Origin of the sequence: Pseudomonas segetis, assembly GCF_900188155.1 — a bacterium.
In the GTDB taxonomy this organism is placed as follows: Bacteria; Pseudomonadota; Gammaproteobacteria; order Pseudomonadales; family Pseudomonadaceae; genus Aquipseudomonas; species Aquipseudomonas segetis.
Genome location: NZ_FZOG01000003.1, coordinates 290,449 through 309,542 on the forward strand (window position 1 = coordinate 290,449; position 19,094 = coordinate 309,542).

General features: G+C 57.9%; 13 protein-coding genes. All 13 read right to left on the reverse strand.

The window, feature by feature from the left end; genetic code table 11:
• Positions 1-8: 8 nt before the first annotated feature.
• On the reverse strand, positions 9-2,453 hold the full coding sequence (gene tssI, locus CHB79_RS12585; RefSeq protein ID WP_089360170.1) for a type VI secretion system tip protein TssI/VgrG: 2,445 nt from the start codon (positions 2,451-2,453) through the stop codon (positions 9-11).
• Between the two features lie 21 nt (positions 2,454-2,474).
• Complete coding sequence (locus tag CHB79_RS12590; RefSeq protein WP_089360171.1) at positions 2,475-3,494, reverse strand: serine/threonine-protein kinase; 1,020 nt, start codon at positions 3,492-3,494, stop codon at positions 2,475-2,477.
• A 9-nt stretch (positions 3,495-3,503) separates the two neighbouring features.
• Complete coding sequence (locus CHB79_RS12595) at positions 3,504-4,235, reverse strand: PP2C family protein-serine/threonine phosphatase (RefSeq protein WP_089360172.1); 732 nt, start codon at positions 4,233-4,235, stop codon at positions 3,504-3,506.
• Positions 4,235-7,777 (reverse strand): type VI secretion system membrane subunit TssM, encoded by a 3,543-nt coding sequence (gene tssM, locus CHB79_RS12600; RefSeq protein WP_089360173.1) that lies wholly within the window; start codon positions 7,775-7,777, stop codon positions 4,235-4,237. Before tssM ends, CHB79_RS12595 begins: the two co-directional genes overlap by 1 nt.
• Entirely contained in the window at positions 7,774-8,655 is an 882-nt protein-coding gene (icmH, locus tag CHB79_RS12605; RefSeq protein WP_010487730.1) for a type IVB secretion system protein IcmH/DotU, read from the reverse strand. Before icmH ends, tssM begins: the two co-directional genes overlap by 4 nt.
• A gap of 2 nt (positions 8,656-8,657) precedes the next feature.
• The gene (tssK, locus tag CHB79_RS12610) at positions 8,658-9,989 is read right to left on the reverse strand and encodes a type VI secretion system baseplate subunit TssK (protein WP_089360174.1); all 1,332 of its coding nucleotides are present in this window, start codon (positions 9,987-9,989) and stop codon (positions 8,658-8,660) included.
• A 2-nt stretch (positions 9,990-9,991) separates the two neighbouring features.
• Positions 9,992-10,474, reverse strand: a complete 483-nt coding sequence (gene tssJ, locus CHB79_RS12615; protein ID WP_089360175.1) for a type VI secretion system lipoprotein TssJ — start codon at positions 10,472-10,474, stop codon at positions 9,992-9,994.
• A 5-nt stretch (positions 10,475-10,479) separates the two neighbouring features.
• Positions 10,480-11,688: a type VI secretion system-associated FHA domain protein TagH gene (gene tagH / locus CHB79_RS12620; protein WP_089360176.1), complete on the reverse strand. Its 1,209-nt coding sequence runs from the start codon at positions 11,686-11,688 to the stop codon at positions 10,480-10,482.
• Between the two features lie 19 nt (positions 11,689-11,707).
• Positions 11,708-11,842 (reverse strand): hypothetical protein, encoded by a 135-nt coding sequence (locus CHB79_RS12625; protein ID WP_010487726.1) that lies wholly within the window; start codon positions 11,840-11,842, stop codon positions 11,708-11,710.
• A 75-nt stretch (positions 11,843-11,917) separates the two neighbouring features.
• Positions 11,918-13,429, reverse strand: a complete 1,512-nt coding sequence (locus CHB79_RS12630; RefSeq protein ID WP_089360364.1) for a sigma-54 interaction domain-containing protein — start codon at positions 13,427-13,429, stop codon at positions 11,918-11,920.
• A gap of 10 nt (positions 13,430-13,439) precedes the next feature.
• Positions 13,440-16,064 carry a type VI secretion system ATPase TssH gene (gene tssH, locus CHB79_RS12635; RefSeq protein ID WP_089360177.1) on the reverse strand — a complete coding sequence of 875 codons (2,625 nt, stop codon included), beginning with the start codon at positions 16,062-16,064 and terminating at the stop codon, positions 13,440-13,442.
• A gap of 11 nt (positions 16,065-16,075) precedes the next feature.
• Positions 16,076-17,083, reverse strand: coding sequence for a type VI secretion system baseplate subunit TssG (tssG, locus tag CHB79_RS12640; protein ID WP_089360178.1), 1,008 nt, complete (start codon positions 17,081-17,083; stop codon positions 16,076-16,078).
• Complete coding sequence (gene tssF / locus CHB79_RS12645) at positions 17,047-18,840, reverse strand: type VI secretion system baseplate subunit TssF (RefSeq protein WP_089360179.1); 1,794 nt, start codon at positions 18,838-18,840, stop codon at positions 17,047-17,049. Before tssF ends, tssG begins: the two co-directional genes overlap by 37 nt.
• Positions 18,841-19,094: the final 254 nt, after the last annotated feature.

Genomic DNA, 19,094 nt, shown 5'->3' on the forward strand with positions numbered 1-19,094 from the left:
GTACCCTTCTACACATTGTGTTGTTTGGTTAAAAGATCCTGCTCAGATGTGGTTATGTGATCCTTATCAGGTAGTTGACAAGCCCGCTGAAAGCAGCGTGTTGCATACTGAGTCGTTGGACCATCGATCCCATCTAATACACCACTGTAGAAACCCAAGTTTTTCAGTCGAGATTGTCGCCCCAAAACATCATTAGCAGGGGCTTGCTTATTAATATCGATCTCCCATGTCCATGCCTGATTACCTTCTCCGAACGGATAGAATTTCAGAGTAGCTTTTTTAACACTTCCCGGAAGATGATGGTCAATATATCCGTCTGTGGTAGTTATTCCTTTATGCTCAATCCCGTCCATATTCAATACGTACGACTGACCAGCTATACCTTCTTTTTCATATGGCCGCTTAAGCTGTATTCGCAACCTATTGTTTAATTCCTTTATAGGCTTAGAGGCTGCCAAATTACTGGACACCCGTTCCAGCAGCTCTCCCGCCTTATCAATATCTGCCGGCAATGGGATTGCGGGTAATAATGCGGCAATCCCCGTCCCCTTACCCGGGGCGCCACCGGCGTTGTAGCGGATGATTGGGCCGACCATGCTGATGCCGCTTGGGTCGAGCTTGATAAAGCTGCCGCCTGCTTGCAGGGTGAGCTCAACGCCCGCTTCGATGACCATTTTCTGCCCGGCCTTGAGGTGGATTTCGCGTCCGGCTTTGGTTAGTTGGGCGGTGCCGAGTTGGGTGTGTTGGCTGACGCCGATGCTCAGGTGGTCGTTAGCTTTGGTTTCGACTTTGCGGTCGCTGGTAACGGTGATGTGTTCTTCGGCCTTGAACTCACTAAAGCTGTTGGCTTCGACGGTGTCGTGGCGTTCGTTGCCGATGTGGATTTTCTGGTCGTGTTCGATGTTTTTATCGAGGTCGCGCTGGGCGTGGATAAATATTTGTTCCTCGCCCTTTTTGTCTTCCAGGCGCAGTTCGTTGTAACCGGCGCCGCCCGGTGAACTGAGGGTTTTAAAGGTGCTGCGGGTTTTGTTGGCGGGCAGGGCATAAGGCACATTGTTTTCTGCGTGGTACAGGCAGCCGGTGACCAGGGGTTGGTCGGGGTCTGCCTCAAGAAAAGTCACCACCACTTCCATGCCGACACGAGGGATGGCGATGCCGCCATATAGATCGCCTGCCCAGTTTGAGGCGACCCGCAGCCAGCAACTGGATTTGTCGTCGCCGCTGCCTTCGCGGTCCCAGTGGAACTGCACCTTGATGCGGCCGTATTGGTCGCAGTGAATCTCTTCGCCCGCCGGGCCGGTGACCACGGCGGTCTGGCTGCCCAGCACCTGCGGCTTGGGATGCAGCAGCGTAGGGCGGTAGGGAATGTCCCAGGGGGTTGCGACAAAGCTGTTGCGATAACCCTGCTGGAAGTCATCCGTGTCGCCAGTGTCATGGGTCATGGACTCTTCGAGCACTTGCGGCTGTTTGCCTTCATGGTGAACCTGATGAATCAACCACAAGTCATTCCACTCGCTGCGCGGGTGATCTGAAATCTCCAGGAAATGACCGCTGATCAATGCCGGTTGGTCACTCTTGCCCTCTGCCAGGCGATAGTCGCTGCGATGGCGCTCAAGCGCGCGCTGGCTCAGGTGCTTGCCGCGTTCGCGCTCGCTGAAGTGGCCAGGGTAGCTGTAGTCCTCCAAGTCTGGCAGCGCTTTGGCGTCTTGCGCCTGGGGCTGCTTGTAGGCTGCCTCTAGAAGCAGGCGCGGTGTTTCAAAGTTGTAGTCGCGCTGGGTGACACGGCTGCTGCGGGTGTGCTGGCGCATGGCAAAGCGGCGGATTGCCGGCTCATTGGCAACCATGCCGCTGCCGGGTAGATAGACGGTCGGCTGGCCCAGCTTGGGGAACACGCTCTGGTCGTCACCGAACACCAGCATGTGGGCATCAGGGCTGTGCTGGAAGTGGTAATGGATACCTTCCTCCTCGCACAGGCGCTGAATGAAATGCAGGTCGGTCTCATCGTACTGCACGCAATAGTCGCGGGGCGGATAGACAGTCGGGCCCAGCTGGAATTGGTAGCTATTGCTGAGAATGCCATGTTCTTCCAGCACTGTACTGATGATTTGCGGCACGTTCAGCGCCTGGAAAATACGCTGGTTGGTGCGCCGTGCCAGATAGCTGAGCTGTGGCGCGATATTCAACTGGTAACGGGTCAGACGCTTGCCGGACTCGCGCTGGGCAAAGCTTTGGATGATGCCGTGAATGCCCGCGCCTTGTGGGGTAAATGCTAGGAATACAGCCTTGCCAAGCAGGCTTTCAAGATCGATATCGGGCTGCTCGCTGACCGCCTCGACTTGAAACAGGTAAGGCTGGCTGATGCGTTCAACGCCCGTAAAGTTGAGTACCTGCAAATCGTGCGGCTGGTCTTTGATGTTCAGGCTGAAATGGGTCTCATTGGCCGGATTGAACATATCGGTTTCCTTGTGCAGTAATCATCCTTGGGTACCTTTTGACGAGAAATGATTAAGCCATCCCGTTCGTCTTGCAGGCTCGGGCGTTTGGAACGCATGCAGTAGTTCGGTGCAGCACTGGCTGCGGTGTTGCGGTTCGAAGGCTATCGCCTTGAGCAGCGCATCCCAGCAAAGTTGCGGGATCTTGTCGGGGCGTTGCAGTTGTTGATCAAGCTTTATGTTCATGGCCTGGCGTGCACTGAGGCGTTGGAACGGATGCTTGCCGTTGCTCAACTCAAGCAGTACACAGGCCAGGGCGTAGATATCGGCTGCCGGGGTGAGCGACTCGCCGTTGATCAATTCCAGGGCGGCATAGCGCGGCGTCCAGGCATTGAAACGGGTGCGCGACAGGCGCGGCAGACCTGTTAGCAGGCCTTCCATCGGCTGCCCGAGACCGTAGTCGAACAAGCGCAAGCCATCATCGGCCAGCAGCACGTTGCTCGGTTTTATATCGCCATGAAGCACGCCTTTCTGATGCGAGTAGTGCAGGGCCTCGATCAGTGGAATGGCAATGCTGCGCAACTCATCCCAGGGTAAACCGTGGGGCTTGTCGCAGAGCAACTGATCCAGAGTCGGGCCTTTCAGCAGCTCAAGGGTGATGAAGGCCCGCTTGCTCGACATGTCTACATCAAAGTTGAATACACGCACCACATTTGCGTGTTGCAGCCGGGAAGTGAGGGCAAACTCACTAAACAACAGCGCATTGGCGTCGGGGTATTCAGCGAAGTCATCGCTTACGGTTTTGAGTGCAATGTAGGGATCGGGGTCGCCAAATTGCTCACGCAGCAGATCCCGCGCGCGATAGACCACGCCCATGCCGCCCACACCCAGCAGGCGCTCAAGCTTGTAGCGACTGCCCAATATCTCCGCCATCTCGCTTAACCCTTCTGGGGCTTGTGGCGGCGCCGATCTGGCGGCATTTTCAGCGAAGGCAAAGTAAGTCAGGTCGTTGGGCTCGTCATTGAGCGCCACTGGCTGGTCGGCGGCATTCTGGTTAGTCATCGAGCGTCCTCATTGGCGCACCAGTACGGCGCTGAGGTTGTCGCGGGCGGGACCATCAAGCACCTGGTCGAACATCCGGGAAATGGCCAGGTGCGGTGATGACAGGTTGAGCTGGGCGCTGATCGAGTCGGCGCTCAGGCTTTGGTACAAACCGTCACTGCAGAGCAAAAACGCATCATTGGGAAACACGTCCAGCTCGATTGTTTCCAGTTGCAGGTCTTCATAGGCGCCAATGGCACGGGTCAGGGCATGTGAGCCGGGATGGAACCTGGCCTGCTCGGTAGTGATTTTTTTCTCGTCGATCAACTGTTGGGCGAGGGAGTGATCACGCGTCAGTTGGTAGAGCCGACTGCCGCGCCACAAATAGCAGCGACTGTCGCCAGCCCAGACACAAGCCGCCCGTTCGCCATCAATCAGCAGCGCAACCACTGTGCTGCCGATTATGGCGTCGGGGCGTGCTGCGGTGACGGTCAGCTCCTGGCCGAGCCGTCGGTTCAATTCATGCAGGCATTTGCGTACATGCTTGAGACGCTCCTCCAGCGCGCACTCATGGGGTAGCTCGGCCAGTTGCTCGACAATCAGTCGGCTGGCCAGAGCCCCGTTCTGATGACCGCCCATACCGTCGGCGACCACCCACAGGCCACGTTCCGGCATGGCCAGGAACGCGTCCTCATTGCGTGCTCGCACTTTACCTGTTTCGGTCCGCGCCACGCTTCGCCAGCGGCTTGTTGCGCCCTGCATTAGAGCGCAGCCGGCAGTCTGAAACTGCGCAACATGTTGATGTCGAAAGGGTTTGGCGAGCGCTGGCTGTGTAGCAAATAGTTAGCGCGTAAGCCACCCAGGTCAGCTTTAAGCAACAAGACGTCGCGGCCGCTATGGTAGTCGACACTCATCAGGTCAAGCAGGCGAAACAGTGACCAGGGCCCGTTGTTCTTCTCAATCCCAACACGGCGACCATCAAGTTCTTCAAGCACCAGGCTGGTGCGACCTTCGTTAGCCTGGGCTGGCCAGCTGAACGAGGTTTGCACTATTGGTCCGTGGCGATACTCGAGGTTTTCATCGCCAAAGCGGAAGTCGGCTCGTGCCAGGCTTGAGTCCAGTGAGTAAGGCTCCAGGGTAAACAGCACCTGAGGCTCGTTCGGATTCTCGGCAAAAAAGCTGCGGCGAATGGTTTGGGCATTGCCCATTTGACGCAGGAAGGATGCTGAAATCGGCATGCCTTGGTCATCGACTCGACGCAATTGATACTTGCCGGCGCTGCCGCGAACAAAGGGTTTGAGGTAGCTGTCGAAGAAGTCCTGGGCAATACCACCGGCCTTGAAGAATTCCCGGAAGTCGGCAATTGCGACGTCGCTGTCACTGTCAGCGCTAAACGGATAGCGGTTGCGCAGTGAGTTGCGATAAGCACCGTACAGTTCGTTCTTGTAGCGCTTGTTGAGATAGCCGTAGGCCTCATTCAGGGTCAGCGTCCAACTGCCGATCGCCAAGGGTTGGATCCAGCCCTGGACGGGCATTGGCAAGCGTGCCGCGGCAGCTGTCACCTGGTCGATTGCATTCGAGCGTCCGCCCATGCGGCCTTTGGCCTGCTCAAACGCCGATTGCTCCGGAGCGCTGGCATTGGCCAGACTGTTGAGTTGGATCTGCAGCTCGCTCAACGCTTGCTGGGTCGCTGCCAGTTCAGGGCCGGGGCCGCCTTCCTTATCGAGCAGGCGATGCAGTGGCTCGAATTGGCGCTCGAGGGTTTTGCGCGCAGTGGCCGGCAAGCTGTCGGCCAAGGATGTCTTGGCTTGCTCTGCAGCGGCGGCAGCCAGGCGTGCGGCTTTACCAAGCTTACCGTTTACACCTTTGACTTTGCCTGCGGCGGCAACACCGTCTGCGACTTCGCCAAGGCCGGCAAAGCGGGTGTTGTCGCGCACTTCGACCAGCAGCTTGACCAGGGGTGAGTTGGCTGCGGTGAGTGCGGCCAGTTCTTGCGAGCCCTGCGTGGTGCCGGTGATGGGCTGTATGGATATCTTCGCCAGTGCCTCGCTCCAGTAGTTGGCATAGTCGCGGAAGTACAGCTGTTCCATTTCGACCAGCAAGCGGCTCAAGTCCTTGCTGCTCAGCGTGTCGGACTTGTCGTCGCCCAGAACCCAGTTGTCCTGCAAGATGTTGCGTACCAGGTCGGTGCCTTGAGCAACGAACATCTTCTGATAGCCCGTCTGGGTGTAGAAGCCGGGAATGGTGTAATCGCTGCCGATAAACAGTGGCGCTTGCGGGCCAAGATTCTGGCTTAAACGATACTCCGGAAGGCTGCGCGCCTGGTCGCGAAGCATGCGGTACACCACGTTTGCCAGGGATTCACTGCGCAGCACCTGGCGTGCTTGCGCAACCAGTTGGCTGTTTAGCGAGTAGGGCTTGAACGGGCCACTGAGCAAGCGTGCGAAGTGATCATTAAGGCGTTTTTGCGCGCTGCTGTTGCCTGAGTAGCTTACGGACCAGTCCGCGGCCATCCAGTCTTGCAGATACGCCGGATCACGGCGTGATTCCAGGTTGAGCATGAGGTAGGCGCGCAAGCTGTTGAGCAGCCGCTCGCGGTCGTTCATGTTGGCGCGGATTTGCGCTTCAAGCTGGCGTGCCACACGGGGCAGCAGGAGCTCTTCGAGTTCGGCTCGATAGGCGCTCTGCACCACCGGGTCTACCTCCTCGCCCTGGTACAAGCCGGTGCGCTGGAAGTAGGACACATCATCAATCGGTGGGAATACCCGGGTTGCCGCGTAGCTGTTATCAAGTGCTCCCAGGATGCGCAGCGCGTCGTCCTGGGGTGTGATTTCAGCACGTTGCTGGTCGAGATCCTGGGCAACGCTGCGTACTTGCTCCAGGCGTCCGTAGTTGGACGAGAAACCATTGGCCCAAAGGAAACCGAAAATGGCCAGACACGCAATAGCGCAGCCGTACATGATCCGATGGCCCCAGTCGATCCGGCGGATTTCGCGCTTATCCAGCCCCGCAAGATCTGACTCGGGAAAGATAACCCGGCTCAACAACTGGTTGATAAAGCGTGTGCGGCCTTTGCGGAAGGTCGGCAGGGCACTGTTGATCAAGCCAAGGTTATCGCCAATGCTGGCGGTCGTGCCGTCCAGTTGGCTATCGAGCTCCGGCGCACTGGTGAAATAGAATCCACGCAGGCGGCTGGCGCGTTGGTAGCGGTTGCCGCTGAAGGCCAGTTCGATGAACAGGCACAGGCGCTCGCCGACCTGACCAAGCTGGTGTGGGAAGTCGAGAATACGGCCCCGGCGCAAAGTATCGCGCTCTTGGTGCATGCGCAAAATGACTTGGCTGTTAAGGCGGGTCAGCAGGGCTTCGAACTCGCGGCGCACAACTGGGGTGTCGCTGCTGTTTTGCCCCTTGCGGAAGCTGGCGCCGAGCACCTGGTCGCTTTCCTCGCGGGAGAGCTGGTCGAAGAACTCGTCGAAGCCGAGAATTTTATCGGCTTTGCTCACGGCCAGGTAAACCGGTACATCCGCGCCCAGGCGCTGGTGGATTTCCTGCAGGCGTTGACGGGTCTGGCGTGCCAGTGTTTCCAGGGCTTGCTCGGATTTGCCCTGCAGGTCATCCAGCGCGATATTGATCAGAACGCCATTGAGCGGCCGCGCGCGTCGCTTGCGTAGCAAGTCGAGCAGGGTAGTCCAGGCGCTGCCGTCGACTTGTGGCTCGGGTTGAGTCAGGTAGCGTCCGGCGGTATCGATCAGCACGGCATGTTCGGCAAAGTACCAGTCCGCATAACGGGTCCCGGATACATTCTTGGTCATGCGCGAGGCGTCGCCACGGTTGAGTGGGAACTCCAGGCCGGAGAAATCCAGCAGGCTGGTTTTACCGCTGCCTTGCGGGCCTATGACCAGGTACCACGGCAGGTCATTGCGCCAGCGTTCGCTACGACCCTTGTACATGCTCGAGCGCTTGAGGGTGCGCAATGCGTCTTTGAAACGGCGGCGCAATTCATGTTGCTCGTCGCTGATCTGGCCTTCGCGGCGCAAGCGCTCTTGAGCTTGTTCGTCGTTCTCGTCGGCTTTCTTTTGCGCAGAGGCTCGCCAACTGACGAATACCATCGTCAGACCCCAGATCAGGAACAGCAGGCTGATGGTCAGCAGGCGGCTGGTGGCGGATGCCCAGAACTTGTAGTCGTTGACCGCAAACAATGGGCCTACGAACCAGACAATAAGGGCAATGAACAGAACCAGCAGCAGGCTCCAGACCCATGTTTTACGCAGGAATACGGCTACTTTGCCGAAAAAACTCTTCATTTAGGATCATCCATGACCGCAGCTGAGGTCGGTAGATTTTGCTGAAATGGCTCAAGCGTGGTATCACGTTGTTCGCTCAATACCCAAGCGAAACCGCTGTACATGACACCCAGGCATATCAGGGTGAAAAGCGCGACCATCCACCACGGGACAATGCGTACCAGGCGATTGCGAGCATCCTTCAAGCCTTCCCAATGGGGTGAAATGTCCCGTGGGATGTCGCCGCGCAATTGACGAATTTGCCGGTAAAGGCTATCGCGCACCGCTTCGAGCTCAAGCATGCCGCGCGGTAGCACGCGGTACTTGCCTTCAAAACCGAGGGACAGGCACAGGTACATCAGCTCCAGCATCGGCAAGTGTTTGACCGGGTTGCGGGCGAGCCGCTCAAGCAGCATGAAGAACTTCTCGCCGCCGAAGGTCTCGTTATGGAAGCTGCTCAGCAGGCTCATTTTCGACCATTGGCTTTCATTGCCCCATGCCGTTGTAACCACCGCTTCGTCGACCACAGTGCACAGCACATAGCGCGCGGCCATGACCTGGCTGTTGTCAGCACCTTCGTTGAGTGATGTGTGCTCAAACAGGCGGATGGCGCTGCTCAGGCGTTGGTGCAGGCTCGAAAGGTCTTCGTGTTCGTAGCTGTGCTTGAGCCTGACCACTTCGGAAAGCAGTGGCGAGGCAGCAGCCACCAGCGGATTGAGGCTGATGTTGAAGCTTTCCGAAGGGCGCAGGCGGGCGGCGTAGATCATCCGCTCCTCAAGCTGTTCGAATTTGGGCGCAGTGGCAAAGTCGGTCAGCGGACTTTGTGCGGGAGCGCCGCCATCTCGGCTCAGAATGACGGTCTGGTCACCCTGGCTGTAGTTATCATCCTTGTTGCTCATAATCAGTTCCTGATCGCCCAGAATTTCAGCTCAAGCTCGGTCAGCTCGCCGGAAACGTGAAACGCGAAGCCGCCAGAGCGCTCCAGTTGCGCACGTTCTTCGGTGGTCAATTCCAGTGCGAAATAAGTTTTGCCGGAGTGGAATGGAATCTGCCGTGGGGCCACGGAAAGTGGCTTAACCTTGATGCCTGGCAGATGCAGGTTTACCAGTTGGCGGATACGCTCGACCGGTGCGACCTTGAGGTGTGCAGGCAAGCGTCGGCGCAGTTCTTCGGAGTCACACTGGGCACTGGCTGCAAGTACGAACGACGAGCTGTTAAGCAGCTTGTGGTCGTGTAGCGGCGATACCTGAATGCCGTATTGACGCTGTTGCAAAAGCAATTCGATTGCGTGCTGCTCGAGCACCATCGACAGCAGCTGGCGCAGCGCATCCATCAGCTTGCTGAAGCTTTGTGCCTGGTCGCTGTGCAGGTAATAGCTGTCCAGCCGTGGGCGTTTCGTTTCGCCGGAGTAGGTGGCCAATTCGCCGAGCAGGGCCAGTAGTTCACGGTAGATATGTTCAGGGTGAACGTGCTCGATGTTCAGGTAATGGCGCAGCACCGGCTCTGCACGGTTGATCAGCTGCAGCATCAGGAAGTCACCAACTTCAGCGCCCGCAACCTTGCCCGACGCTCGAATCCGCTCAGCGAGGATGTCACCGCGATGGCCGAGCATGCTGATGACTTCTTTGAGGCACGACAGCAGGTAACCGGATGCCTTGAAATTGACATAGCTCGGCATGAACTCGGTGTCGAGGCTGATAACCCCGGCCGGAGTGCTGTCAAAAATCACGCACAACTGCAGTTTGACGAATGCCTGATCGCTTTGTTGGTCGCCCAACAGCAAGCGAAAGTCCGGACGCGCGCAGCTTACCTGGCTGCTGGCGGCATCATCGGCATTGGAGTCGGCCACATTTTCGACCACGGCGGTGTAGCGCGACAGTACATCCTGCTGTTCAGGCCGGCGGCTTTCGATGTGGTTGCCCGTGACCAGCGGCAGCGCAAGGTAAACCGGGGTATTGCCCGTGCTTGGTGGCACGTCGATGACCAGCGGTTCGCGCTCGTCGCCAAGGTCGAACAGGCTGCCGTCGGGCAGGACGCCGCTGGCCTTGCTCACTACCAACTTGCCCATGTTGAGGAATTGGCGGTCGATCTCCAGTTCAAAGAAGCCCCAGGCATAGCTCTCCAGCTTTTGCGTGCGGGTCTTTAGCTGGTAGTCGTAGTAGCGGTCATTTTGTTGAAAATGCTGCGGGCGCAGCAGCATCCCTTCTTGCCAGACTACTTTATGTTGGCTCATGGTCAGTCCTTACCCGCAACTGCGTCGGACACCGCATGAATGCCTTGCTCATCAAGGCGCAGGTTGACCTGGTTGAGCGCTTTGTCTTGCAGCGGAATGATGAATTGCCACTCGGTTTCCGGCAGGTCACGGTAGGCTGCAAGAACCCCCACATAACGGCTGCCTTCATTGACTGTCAGCTTCAATTGACGGTTTTCGCCCGGACGTAACTCCAACTCTTCAAGCGCGACCAGGTCAGGCGAAAGCGCCTCTTTTGGACGTTCATAGAGCGAGAAGAAATCTGCATTCTCGAAGGCAACCGGGTGCTTGAGCTCCATCAGCCTGACCACGATTGGCGAAGGACGGTTGCTGATATCGGGGTTTAGGCCGCTGCTGCCCGACAGGTTCAGCTCCAACTTGGTGTAGTTCGAGTAAGGTGACAATGCCGAACAGCCTGCGAGGGACAACAGGGCGGCGATGACGAATAGGGAAATCAAGCGTTGCATGGAAATCATCCTTGGACGTCGTTGTTAAGTGTGGCGATCAGGCGGACCTGTTCTTCGTAGGTTGTGGAAAAGTCGCGGGCAAACAGGCGCTCGTTCCATTCATTGTTTTGTTCGAGACTGCTGTGCAGGCGTCGATACGCGCGCCAGCGGCTGCCCGAGGTGGCCAGCAGCGGTTTGCGTCCGTCGCGTTCGAAGCGCAGGATCAATTGCTCGGGTGAAAGCTGCTCGAACACACCCTTAACCGCCGCGCGGCTGGCAGCCAGCAAGGCCACCTGGTGTGCCTGCAGGTCCCTAAAACCACGACCGATGGCTTGCTCGGCGGGCAGTTGCCCCGGCTTTTGTCCGCGCAGCAATGTATTCATCACTTCGCTGGTGTCGGTGCTGAGTTTTAGCGGGTTGTTACCTGCGCTCTGCACGGTGGTCAACGCCAGGCGCATTTCGTTTTTCAACTCACTGCGTGTGCGCAGGCTTTGCTGCAAGCTGCCAATGCTTTGCTTGAGCAGCTTGGCAGCCTTCAATGCCAAGGCTTCGCGGGCCGGCTCATCGAGGTCGTTGAGCGGAACCCCAAGTGCTTCGGAAAAGCGCTGCCAGAAATCGTTGGACATTGGCTGCGGGGTCGGTGCCTGGGCCTGACTGGTCGGCGCGGCCTGGGGTGTGACCAGCTCGGGAACCAGCAGGTTTTCGGTCTCGACCTGCGCGTAATCATGCTGCTGCACATCGGCCAGCTCTGGAACATCGAGGGCTGCCAGTTCGTCAGTTTGCAAATAGCCCTGTCTTTGCTCTTGCTGATCCATCGCGCTAAGCGGGTCCAGATCGAGAAATGCGTCATCGGGAATGATGCTGCTGCCGGTTTCATACGGCCGGCCCAGGTCCGCCTCGAACTTGCTGGGGTCCTGGATCAGGCGCGCGCGCACCTCGAACTCGCCAAGGCAATAGATGCTGCCGTGCTCAATGCGATGGGGCTCATGCTTGCGCAAGTTGGCGCCGCTGTCCTTGAGTTGAATGCCATTGCTGCTGATATCGGTCAGGTAGAAACCGCCATCGCGAAAACTGATCTCGGCATGGCGGCTCGAAAGCACGCGTTTACGGTCGGGAAGCACCCAGTCACAGGTCTCCGCACGGCCAATAATGCCGCCGGCTTGCTTGAAGGTTTTGCTGGTTGCAAGCCCTGGCAAAAATTGCTGGGCACTGACCACGTCGAATACCAGTTCCATGGTGCTAATACTCCTGAGATCAGTTACCGCGATCGTTAGCTTGCGGATCGCCCAGAGGGCGAAATTCATCGTCGTTAAACTTGTAGTTACCGGTGCAACCAGCAAGTGTCAGCACTACAGCTAGCAGTGCTATGGCCCATACATGCGGCTTCATATCGAGTCCCTCTTGTGTCATTGCTGGCAGTGCACAGCGGTTCTAAGTGGTGTGATTGAGTTATTTTCAAACGGCTCAAACATCGCCAGGATTGATGTTCAAGCGCTCCATCCGGTACAGCAGGGTTCTTCGTGGCAGTCCAAGTTCGCGAGCCGCCTTGCTCTGGTTGCCACGGTTCTTGCGCAGGCTGTCGAGCAAAAAGTTACGTTCGACCTGCTCCATGCGCTGGCGCAAGCTGGTTGCCGCGTCGGTGCCGGTTTCGCGATTGAGGTTGAAGTGTTCAGGCAACAACTCATTGCCTTCACAAAGCAGTACGGCGCGCTCGACCAGGCCCTTGAGCTGGCGCACATTGCCGGGAAAGCTGTATTGCGAGATAGACGCCAGGGTCTCGTCCGAGCAGGCACAGGGCTCACGCTTTAGGAACTCGCAGGTGTTATCCACAAAGTGCCGGGCAAGCAGCGCAATGTCGTCATTGCGCTCACGCAGCGGTGGTAATTCGATTGGGAAGTGCGACAGGCGATAGAACAAGTCCTCGCGGAACAGGCCCTTTTCAACCTGGTCATGCAGGTCGAAATGGGTGGCGGCAATAATCCGAACATCCACTTTATGGGTATCGTTGCAGCCCAGCGGGCGAACCTCGCCTTCTTGCAGCACGCGCAGCAGTTTGGCTTGCAGGCTAAGGGGCATGTCACCGATTTCATCAAGAAACAGGGTGCCGCCATCTGCGGCATCAAACAGCCCTTTGTGATCACGATCAGCGCCGGTGAAAGCGCCTTTGCGATAACCAAAGAGCTCACTTTCGAGAAGGTGCTCGGGCAGTGAAGCGCAGTTCTGGACGACGAAATTCTTGCTCCGGCGCGAGCCACAATTATGAATTGCCTGGGCGACCAGCTCTTTGCCCGTGCCGGTTTCACCGGTGAGTAATACGCTCACGGGGTTGTGCAGCACCTTGCCGATCAACTGGTAGACATCGCGCATGGCCTGGCTATTACCGATCAGGCCATAACCGCTGGCGCAGGCCGGTTGCAGGCTTTCTGGTTGTTGCGTATCGGTCTGCGACGGCTGCAGTCGATGCATCAGTTGCAATTGGTTGACCCCGAAGTTACCGAGTAGCCTCAGTGAATCGGCAAAACCGTTCAGGTCCTTGGCCTGGTGGCTGGCGCACAGTAGAAGACCGCTGACATGCTGCTGCTTGTCGACAATGGGCAGGCACAGCAAGCTGCGCCATGACTGCTGTGTAACCGGTAGAAACTCGGTTTGATGCAGGCTGTTGTCGAGTTCGTTAAGGCTCAATACGCGGTTTTGGCACAGGCAATATTGCAGCAGCTGTTCGCCGTCGTAGTCACTTGGCAAGCTGTCTGCCGCACGTGGTTGCAAGACGCCATCGAGCCACTCGGCGGTGAGCGTCAGGCGTGTATGGGTGCTGTCCAGCAGGTATAGCTGGCTTAGCGCCGAACCCGTCAACTCAGCGGTCGCTGCAACCAGCCCATTGAGCAGGTTGTCGGCGTTGTTGGCTTGAACCAGGCTCGCCAAGCGCTGCAGCAGCCCTTCCGCATAGCGCAGTGGCTGCGGCACCTGGCCGAGAATGGATGGCAGGTTAAGCGAACTCACAAACCACAGCTCCGTGTTCATCAAGGGTGGCGTGGACCTTTTTCAAGGTTTCACCGTTGGCCATTGCCGCGAGCAGACGATCAACCACCAACGGCTGTAGATGCTGGTCGATCAAATGGTCGATCAGGCGTGCGCCGCTTTCGCTATGGGTACAACGCGCGGCCAGGTTCTCGACCAGGGCCTGGCAGTGGCTGAACTGCAGCTGACGACGTTGCAGGCGCTCGGCGAAACGCTCGAGTTTCAGGGTGGTCAGCTCATGCAGGACCTCGCCGCTCACCGGGTAGTAGGGCACCACGCGCATGCGCGCCAGCAGTGCAGGCTTGAAGTGCTGGCTGAGTATTGGCCTGATTGCCTGTTCGAGGTCCTCGGCTTCGGGGCGTTGGCCGTTTTGGCACAGTGAGTCGATGCGCTCGCTGGCCAGGTTCGAGGTCATCAGGATCAATGTATTGCGGAAGTTGATCTCACGCCCTTCGCCGTCGTTTGCCACACCTTTGTCGAAGATTTGGTAGAACAGATTGAGGATGTCCGGGTCGGCTTTTTCGACCTCATCAAGCAAGACCACCGAGTAGGGTTTTTGCCTGACCGCTTCGGTCAGCATGCCGCCTTCGCCATAACCCACATAGCCTGGTGGGGCGCCAATGAGCCGCGAGATGCTGTGCTTTTCCTGGAATTCCGACATGTTGATGGTGGTCAGGAAACGCTCGCCGCCATAGAGCAGGTCGGCCAAGGCCAAGGCTGTCTCGGTTTTGCCGACACCGCTGGGCCCGACCAGAAGGAACACACCGACCGGGGCATCTGGCCGGTTGAGGCCGGCAGCAGTTGCGCGCATGGCGCGGTCCAGGGCGCTGATGGCTTGTTCCTGGCCGCGCAGGCGCTGGCGCAAGTCCGCAGAGAAACTGATGACTTTGCTGTTGTGCTCACGGGCCAGTTGGCTGAGCGGTACGCCCGTCCAGTGGCTGATAACCTCAGCCACCAGGCGCGGACAGACTTCATAGCTGACCAGGCGCTGTTGGTTTTGCGCCGCGCAGAGCTCGGCTTGTGCGGCACGCAATTGAGCCTCGAGCTCTTCGAGATCGCTCGACTCGAAGTGTTCGTCCTGCTCCTCGGTTGCAACTGTGGCCGGGGCATTGAGTTGTTGACGAGCCTGCGCGCAGCGCATGCGCAGGCTGATCATGCGCTGGGCGAGATCTCGTTGTATCGCCCAGCGGGTTTCCAGTTGCTCAAGCTCGGCGCGGGCCTCACGCAGGCGCTGCTCAAGTTGCTCGGCGGCCACATCATCGATGTTCAGGCCCGAGTCGCGATCGCGCTGCTGGGCTTGATCCTGACGCTCGCCTTCAGCGATTTCGTTACGCAGTTGCTCAAGGGCCTCGGGGGCGGCAGCAAGGCTGATACGTACGCGAGCGCAGGCAGTATCCAGTACATCCACGGCTTTATCCGGCAGTTGTCGACCTGCGAGATAACGCGCGGAAAGTTCAGCTGCGGCGACAACAGCATCGTCGCGCAGGTAGATGCCGTGGCTTTTTTCGTAGACCGGGGCGAGACCACGCAGGATGGTCACGGCTTCCGATACCGTGGGTTCGTGCAGTTGCACCGGCTGGAAGCGTCGCGCCAGGGCCGGGTCTTTTTCGAAGTATTTTTTGTACTCGCTCCAGGTGGTGGCTGCAATGGTACGCAGCTCGCCACGGGCCAATGCCGGCTTGAGTAGGTTCGCTGCATCACCGCTGCCCGCCTGCCCGCCGGCACCGATCAAGGTGTGGGCTTCGTCGATGAACAGGATGATAGGTTTGGGCGAGGCCTTGACCTCATCGATCACCCCTTGCAAGCGCCGCTCGAATTCGCCCTTGACGCTGGCACCTGCCTGCAGCAAGCCCAGGTCAAGGCACAACAGCTCAACGCCCTTGAGCACCTCAGGTACTTCATCAGTGGCGATGCGCAAGGCCAGGCCTTCGACAATCGCGGTCTTGCCCACACCTGCCTCGCCAACCACTATGGGATTGTTCTTGCGACGCCGGGCAAGAATGTCGATCATCTGCCGGATGGCTTCATCGCGGCACAACACCGGGTCAAGCTTGCCGTCGCGGGCTTGTTGGGTGAAGTTGTAGGTGAAGCGTTGCAGGTTCGACTCTGCACTGCCCGAGCTGTTTGCGCTGCTGGCCTGGGGTTGCTGCGATTGGGCAAAATCACGCAACCGCTCGGCGTTGAGCTTGGCCAGCATGCTTTGATAATGACTGCCGGCATAGCGCATGGGATTGCGCAGCAGGGCGAGAATCAGCGCCGCCTGATCAATTTGGCTGCTGCCCAACTCCAGGTTGGCGACCAGCAAGGCATCTTGCAACCACTGCACCAGCTCGGTGGAGAATACCGGGTTGCGCGTAGCGCTGTGTTCGCTGCTCGGTTGCAGGGCTTTGGCCAGCTCGCCAGCGTCAATTTCGGCATCGCTCAATGCACGCTGCAGCAGGCTTTCAGGGCGCTCCAGCAGGCCCAGCAGCATATCTTCCACAAGTACCTTGTTGCCGCCACGCACCACGCAACGCTCAGCTGCGATTTCCAGGTCGCGCTTAGTCTCGGCATCGAGTGCCTGCACCAGTTGTTGTAAGTCGACGTTTATCATTTCATCTGTCCTTAATGAGCTCTTTTGCCGAGCGTGACGATGCCATCGGCGTTGTCGCAGCCGAGCCAGCTGGTCCAGCCGAGACGGCACAAATTGTCATTGCCAATGCGCAGTTCTTTGATCTGGTCTTTGCGCAGTTGCAGGCGGATGTCGTAATCCATGGGATCACGCAGGGTGAAGCGCACCAATGCGCAAAGTGGGTTGTAGCCACTGCCCACGGGAAGAAATTGCTGGAACATGTCCCACTGCAGTTCGCGAATATGGACGCGGAACTTGCCGCCGCGATCGCGTACCCAGCCGCCCAGCACCAGGCTTTCGCCAAGCATGCTGTTGGCTGTACCGAGCTGGTTGCGCTGCTCGGCTAGGATCTCGACGCGACGCTCGATGAACTGCTCGATATACACATCGGAATGCTTGAAGTAGTAACGCAACACCGACTCGATCAGCGCTGCCGAGTGGGCACGCAAGCTGAGTAAGCCCAGGTACGGCAGCAGGCGTTTCCAGTTGAGTTCCGAGGTTGCGCGGATTTGTTCCCCACGCAAGCCGATCAATGAAAACAGCTGTTGCGAAAATTGATCCAGCGCCCCGGTCTTGAAGCGCGAGTGGTATCGGTATTTTTGCCAAACCGGCAGTAGCAAGCGCTGTAGACGGTTATTGAACAGGTCAAGAAAATCACGGGTTGGATTGCCGTCTTCACCGTCTCCCAGGGCTTGTTCGCCATAAAAGGCGGGCAGCGGCGAACCCGAGCCAATGAGGCTGACCAGGTTGATGCGCATGCGCGCTCGCAACTCACCGTTTTCCTCGATGAATTCAACGCGCTCGATGTCGCTCCCAGGGAAACCAAGGCTTGGGTTAGCCTGCAACTCAAGGTGCAGGTGCAAGGACTCCTCATCCAGCTCGGGATGCGCTTCTTGCAATCGTTTGAGCACCAACTGCACACCCTGGAACAGGCTGTACTCGCGGATGCCCCGGCTAAGCCGGCTTATAGCAGGGGCTGTAGCCCCATGCGTGGCGTCCATGTGTAGACCTCTCCCTGAGTACTGTTTACGCGAAGCTCGTGGTAGGAATTCAAACTGGCGTAAAGGGCAAAAAATTCATTAAGTACCGATGCGAACAAAAACAGATCGCCTTCGCCGATGTAGCCATCTGGGTCGATGGTCATTTCGGTGCGCACGCCACGTATCGGCAGCCCGCGTTCCAGGCGGTCGACATGGGTGTGGCGAATGCTTTTCAAGCCATCAAGCAAGCGTTTGCTGACTTTCTCGGCGTGTTGGTCGTAGTAGCGCGGCAAGTCGTAGGTTTCGAGAATGACTTTCAGTGCCTCAACGTTGGCCAGTGACAAGTAGTTGAGCGACATGTTGGAAATCAGCTTCCACAGGAAGTCGCGATTCAATGGCGGTGCGTAGCTTGGGGTCACGGCGCTGATGTTGCGAAAGTGCAGGAAACCCGGGGTTTTCTCGCTGGGTACGCAAATATCACCAAGGGCCAATTTGCTCGGCAGGCTCTGATTGGTGCAGGTCAGCTCGATCGATAGTGTCTCGTGCTCGGCTTCATCGCGCAGGCCAAAACTGAGCCAGGTATCGGTGCCTTCCCTGAGCAGGGATGTTTCCTGGCGCACGCTGTAGTGGGGACGGGCGGTGCCGACATCGAAGCTTGCGTCGTGCTCGAACGATTCGAAGGGCACATAGACCTCATAACCCTGGCCACCGGGTTTCCAGCCAGTCACCCGGTCAACCGAGAACACCCCGCAATGCTTGGTGCTTAGTTCGGCAGGCAGCAGCAGGTAGCGATCCTGTTTGCCGTCCAGGCGAATTGGTGTGGCGTCATGCTCGAACAGGTTGACCACCGGGGTGCAGTAGAGCCGCACGTTATCCAGGGTTGGACGAATTCGCTGCTCACCGGCCTTATTGATATCAAAACGCAACTCGATACCCCGGGCTTGCTCCATGACCTCCTGCGGAACCTGCTTCAAGCCGTCCAGGCCAAACAGATCAACAAACATGAACTTCTCTTGGAAAGCGAAATATTCCTGCAGGTAGCGGTAGCCGCGGAAGGTGTTGAGCGGATAGGGGATCAGTGCCTGGTCTTCGGCAAAACCAACCGGCTTGACCTGATTGGCGCTCAGGGTCAGGCTGGGCACCGCGACTTCTCTTGGGTCGCGCAGGATGGGCTTGCCTTTGTCGTCGAGCAGCACCACCTGGATGCTGCCCAAGTGATGTAGCAGGCTGAGGTACAGCATCTGGCTGATGTAGCGCTCGCCGGCCAGGTGCAGACGCAGCTTGGTCAGGTTCAGGTCAGCGATATTGCCGTCGGCGCTCATCTGCATTTTCAGGCTGAGCACCGCGCCCATTCCTTTGACCGAGTACTGCAGGGCGCTCATCGCCAGCGGTAACACATCGGTGTCGTAGGCTGTGCGGAATTGACAGGTAACACCCTCAATCGGCTTTGCTTCAACCGGTGTGTTACGCGGTACAGATTGAGCGGCGCCTGGACGTGTCAGGGGCTCGAACTGGAGCATGCTGAAACCCGGCAATGGGCGCATGTAGTTTGGCCACAGCAAGTGCATCAGCGAGTGGGTCAGCTCTGGCAGTTCATCATCAAGCTTTTGCCGCAAGCGCCCGGTGAGAAAGGCGAAGCCTTCCAGCAAACGCTCCACATCCGGGTCGCGACCGCTCTGCCCAAGAAACGGCGCCAACGCCGGATTGCGCTCGGCAAATCGCTTGCCCAGTTGGCGCAGGGCGGTGAGTTCGCTCTGGTAGTAGTGGTTAAAAGACACGGATCAATCCTTGATTGGGCAGTTAATGGAAAGGCGCTTCAGGGCTCTCGCGCCAGGGCGAGATTTTCCCAGTGGTGGTAATTGCCAATAATTTGAGCGCACCGCTTTTACCTGCAAAAACCTGTACGAAGCGGATGTTGCGGCGCAGATAAATCAACATCGCGATTACTTGAACGTCGGTGATCGCAACCGTTATCTCCAAAATTACGCTGGGAGACCTTGCTTTCGATCAATATCGCGCTTGTCTGGCCAAG